The organism is Mesorhizobium sp. WSM3626 (assembly GCF_000513935.1).
GTDB lineage: Bacteria > Pseudomonadota > Alphaproteobacteria > Rhizobiales > Rhizobiaceae > Mesorhizobium > Mesorhizobium salmacidum.
In genome coordinates this window covers 1-4,652 of the sequence record NZ_AZUY01000091.1, presented here as the reverse complement: position 1 = coordinate 4,652, position 4,652 = coordinate 1, and the positions used below count along the sequence as shown (strand labels likewise).

General features: G+C 61.6%; 6 protein-coding genes. 1 reads left to right on the top strand and 5 read right to left on the bottom strand.

The features are described from left to right. The 5 genes from M653_RS0130950 to M653_RS0130930 all read right to left on the bottom strand — a co-directional run. Positions 1 to 963, bottom strand: a 963-nt coding sequence (locus tag M653_RS0130950) for a 2-oxo acid dehydrogenase subunit E2 (protein WP_027146762.1), incomplete at its 3' end; no start/stop codon positions are given. Positions 964 to 966: 3 nt separating this feature from the next. Beyond that, a complete protein-coding gene (locus tag M653_RS0130945) occupies positions 967 to 1,236 on the bottom strand; it encodes a hypothetical protein (protein ID WP_156938329.1) in 270 nt (89 codons plus the stop codon). Between the two features lie 30 nt (positions 1,237 to 1,266). Then, a complete protein-coding gene (locus M653_RS0130940) occupies positions 1,267 to 2,664 on the bottom strand; it encodes a pyruvate dehydrogenase complex E1 component subunit beta (protein WP_027146760.1) in 1,398 nt (465 codons plus the stop codon). 14 nt (positions 2,665 to 2,678) lie between these two features. Next, on the bottom strand, positions 2,679 to 3,716 hold the full coding sequence (gene pdhA, locus M653_RS0130935) for a pyruvate dehydrogenase (acetyl-transferring) E1 component subunit alpha (RefSeq protein ID WP_027146759.1): 1,038 nt from the start codon (positions 3,714 to 3,716) through the stop codon (positions 2,679 to 2,681). Positions 3,717 to 3,906: 190 nt separating this feature from the next. After that, positions 3,907 to 4,230, bottom strand: coding sequence for a septum formation initiator family protein (locus M653_RS0130930; protein ID WP_027146758.1), 324 nt, complete (start codon positions 4,228 to 4,230; stop codon positions 3,907 to 3,909). A 178-nt stretch (positions 4,231 to 4,408) separates the two neighbouring features. Here M653_RS0130930 and M653_RS01000000134130 point away from each other — a divergent pair. Beyond that, the coding region (locus M653_RS01000000134130) for a transposase (protein WP_032936567.1) at positions 4,409 to 4,652 on the top strand (244 nt) is incomplete at its 3' end.

Sequence of the window (4,652 nt, the reverse complement as noted above, 5' to 3'; positions counted from 1 at the left end):
CTTGACCATGGCGCTCTCGGTCCACGAGGCATTGGCATCCGGCACCGCCTTCAGCGCCATGGCCATCGCCTTGATCACCATGTCGTTGACCGACAGCTTGTAGGCAGGCGCCTCACCCTTGTCGGTCTTCTTCACCGGCGCGGCGGCATTGAGTTGCGTGCGCAGGGCCAGCAGCGCATCGAGTTCGCAGTCGAGCGTCAGGTAGAAATGCGGGATGGTGGTTTTGGCTTCGACCAGGCGCCGCGCGATGGTCTTGCGCATGTTGTCATGCGGAATGAGTTCGTAGGAGCCTTCCTCGAACAGCTTCAGCACCTGGTCGTCCGACATTGGCTTCACNGCCGGCGCGGCGGCTGGTGCGCCAGCCGGAGCCTTGGCGGCGGGCGCTGCCTTGGCACCACCGCCGGCGATCGCGGCATCCACGTCTGCTTTCACCACCCGACCATGCGGGCCGGTGCCGGTCACGGCCGACACGTCGACCCCCGCCTCCTTGGCGATGCGGCGTGCGAGCGGCGATGCAAAGGTGCGGTCGCCAGCCGCATGACCATCGGCAGTGGCTGGAGCTGCCGAGGCAGGCTCGAGCTTCGACGCCTCGGTCTTTGGTGTCTCGGCCTTTGATGCCTCGGGCTGCGGCGCTTCAGCCTTGGCGGCTTCAGCCTTCGGCGCTTCGGCTTTCGCCAGTGCGGCATCACCACCGCTTTTGGCGGCAGCGCCCGCATCCTCGCCTTCGGCGGCAAGCACGGCGATCAGCGCGTTGACCTTGACGCCTTCGGTTCCGGCCGGCACGACGAGCTTGGCAACCGTACCCTCATCGACAGCCTCGACCTCCATCGTCGCCTTGTCGGTCTCGATCTCGGCGATGACATCGCCCGGCGAAACCTTGTCGCCTTCCTTGACCAGCCATTTTGACAGATTGCCTTCTTCCATCGTGGGCGACAGGGCCGGCATGGTGATGTTGATAGGCATCGCTCACTCCTGGATGAATTTGAAAAGGCCACGCATGACGGTCAGCGTGGCGACAATGAACACGGGTGGCAAGACACCGAAATGGTAGCTGCCCTTGCCCATCTCGAGGACCATCATGCTGCCGGTCTGGTCGACCTTTGCGGAAGCAGTTGCCACAATAGCAAGAACCAGCGACGCGGCACCGCTGAGCATCAACAAAACCGCATCGAACTTCCCGGTCATCGATCGCACGAAAAATGCGACCACGACAGTGGGAACAATGATGGCTGCCAACGTCCAGAAAGACAGCATCCGCATTGCTCCCTAGCGATATGTGACTGCCTTAACCGCCTCGATGACCTCGCCGACATTCGGCAATGCCAGCTTTTCGAGGTTGGCCGCATAGGGCATCGGCACGTCCTTGCCGGCAATGGTGATGACCGGCGCGTCGAGGAAATCGAAGGCGCGTTGCGAGACCTGGTTGGCGATATGGTCGCCGACCGAATTCTGCGGGTAGCCTTCTTCGACCACGACCAGCCGGTTGGTCTTCTTGACCGAGGCGATGACGGTGTCGAGATCGAGTGGACGGATGGTCCTGAGGTCGATGATCTCGGCATCGATGCCCATGCCGCGCAGCTCGGCTTCAGCCTTGACGGCATAGGTCATGCCGATGCCGAAGGAGACGATGGTGACATCCTTTCCTGCCTTGTGGATGCGCGCCTTGCCGATCGGCAGCACGAAATCATCCAGCTTCGGCACGTCGAAAGACTGGCCGTAGAGGATCTCGTTCTCGAGGAAGATAATCGGGTTCGGATCGCGGATCGCCGCCTTGAGCAAGCCCTTGGCGTCGGCCGCCGTATATGGCATCACGACCTTCAAGCCCGGAATGTGGCTGTACCAGGCGGCATAGCACTGCGAGTGCTGCGCGGCGACACGGGCCGCCGCGCCGTTCGGCCCCCGGAACACGATCGGCGCGCCCATCTGGCCGCCCGACATATAGAGCGTCTTGGCGGCCGAATTGATGATCTGGTCGATCGCCTGCATGGCGAAGTTGAAGGTCATGAACTCGACGATCGGCTTCAGCCCAGCCATCGCCGCACCGACGCCAACGCCGGCAAAACCATGTTCGGTGATCGGCGTGTCGACGACGCGACGCGGCCCGAATTCCTGCAGCAGGCCTTGCGTGATCTTGTAGGCGCCCTGGTATTCCGCGACTTCCTCGCCCATCACGAAGACATCGCCGTCGCGGCGCATTTCCTCGGCCATGGCATCGCGCAACGCCTCGCGCACCGTGGTCGACACCATCTCGGTGCCGGCAGGAATATCGGGATCGGCGGCGATTTCCGCTTTCGGTGCGGCCGCGACGGGTGCGGCGGCTGGCTTTGCCACCTCCGCCTTGTCCTCGGCCGGCGCTTCCGCATTTGCCGGTGCTTCCGCCTTGGCGGGAGCCGCGGACTTGCCGACATCGGCGGCGCTCTCGCCGTCCTGCAGCAGAACGGCGATCGGCGTGTTGACTTTGACGCCTTCGGTCCCGGCGGCGATCAGGATCTTGCCCAACGTGCCTTCATCGACGGCTTCGACTTCCATCGTCGCCTTGTCGGTTTCGATTTCGGCGAGCACGTCACCGGCGACGACCATGTCCCCCTCGTTCTTCAACCATTTGGAAAGATTGCCCTCTTCCATGGTCGGCGAGAGCGCGGGCATGAGAATTTCTATCGGCATGTCCTGGCCCTCCCTTACAATACGATATCGGTCCAGAGCTCGGACGGATCCGGCTCGGCGTCGTGCTGGGCAAACTCGGCGGCGTCGGCGACAATGTCGCGAACCTCCTTGTCGACGGTCTTGAGTTCGTCCTCGGTTGCCCACTTTTTCTCGATGAGCCGCGCCTTGACCTGCTCGATCGGATCATGGTCGGAGCGCATCTTCTGGACTTCTTCCTTGGAGCGGTATTTCGCCGGGTCGGACATCGAGTGGCCGCGATAGCGGTAGGTCTGCATTTCGAGAATGATGGGTCCGTTGCCGGCACGGCACCACTCGGTGGCCAAATCGCCGGCCGCCTTCACCGCACGCACGTCCATGCCGTCGACCTGGATGCCCGGAATCTTGAACGAGGCGCCGCGATGCGAAAAATTGGTTTCCGCCGACGAGCGCGAAACCGAGGTGCCCATGGCGTAGCGGTTGTTCTCGATGATGTAGATCACCGGCAACTTCCACAGCGAGGCCATGTTGAAGCTCTCATAGACCTGACCTTGGTTGGCGGCGCCGTCGCCGAAATAGGTCAGCGAGACATTGTTGTTGTCGCGGTAGCGGTTGGCGAAGGCCAGGCCGGTGCCGAGCGACACCTGCGCGCCGACAATGCCGTGACCGCCATAGAAATGCTTCTCCTTGGAGAACATGTGCATGGAGCCGCCCTTGCCCCTGGACAGGCCGCCGCGGCGTCCGGTCAGCTCGGCCATCACACCGCGCGGCGACAGCTCCATCGCCAGCATGTGGCCGTGGTCGCGATAGGCCGTGATCATCTGGTCGCCGTCGATCAGCGCCATCTTCATGCCGGTGACCACGGCTTCCTGGCCGATATAGAGGTGGCAGAAGCCGCCAATGAAGCCCATGCCGTAGAGCTGGCCGGCCTTTTCCTCGAAGCGGCGAATGAGCAGCATGTGCCGGTAGGCGGCAAGCTCTTCGTCCTTGGTGAAGTCAGCAGGCTTGGGTGCCGACAGACCGGATTTGCCGTCGGATTTCGATTTGGCAGGCGCTTTTCTGGCTGCGTTGGCCATGCATCACTCCCGTTGGCGTCTCTTTGCGGACACTGGAGCAAGGTCAACCTGCTCCGGGGAGATCGCCCTCCCCTTCGATTTATGGGAGGCTAACACGTAGAAAGGCGTTCCGCCATGTCGAAATTGCATAGCTGGCATGCGCCTAAGCGGTTAAAATCATTGAAAATATTGCTGATTAACCGAAAATTGGTTACTTCGCCGAAACCGGCAGCATGATGGTGATCTCATCAGGTTGGGATAGATTGAGCGCTTTGCGCGCCTGCTCGTCGAGCATGTCCTTCTCCAGCGTGCCGTCATGCATGAGCTTGACGCGCCGTTCGAGCTCCGTCCTGCGCGCCTTGATCGCATCGAGCTGACCCTGCAGCGCGACCGTCTCGGCCTCCAGCTTGTATTTGGAATTGATGCCGAATTCACCATGGTAGGCATGAAAGCCGAAATAGGCCAGGAACACCACGCACAATGAGGGAATGATCAGCCGGCCGGTGTTTCTCTGCTTGTGCTGACGTGTCCACATGACCGATTCCCCGTGGCCGCGAACTCAGACGGCTCGAAGCCTTTTTCACCTGATTGTGCTTAACGGACGGTTACGGGAGGCCGCCCAGTCGGCCTGAAATGAAAAAGGGCGGGATGTCCCGCCCTCAGACTGCTGACAAACCCCTGGCTTTTGCCTAGGGTTTTTGATTCACTGGGTCATGTTGAAGCGACCCGCCCCTGAACAGACCGCGCTCGAGATGGTGACGTTGGATCAGCTTGTTCCGGCTGATCATCTGTTGCGCAAGATCGACCGCGTGATCGACTTTTCCTTTATCCACGAGCTGACGGCGCCGCTGTACTGCGCCGACAATGGCCGGCCGCCGCTCGATCCGACCTTGATGTTCAAGGCGCTGTTCATCGGCTACCTGTTCGGGGTTCGCTCGGAACGGCAGTTGGTGCGCG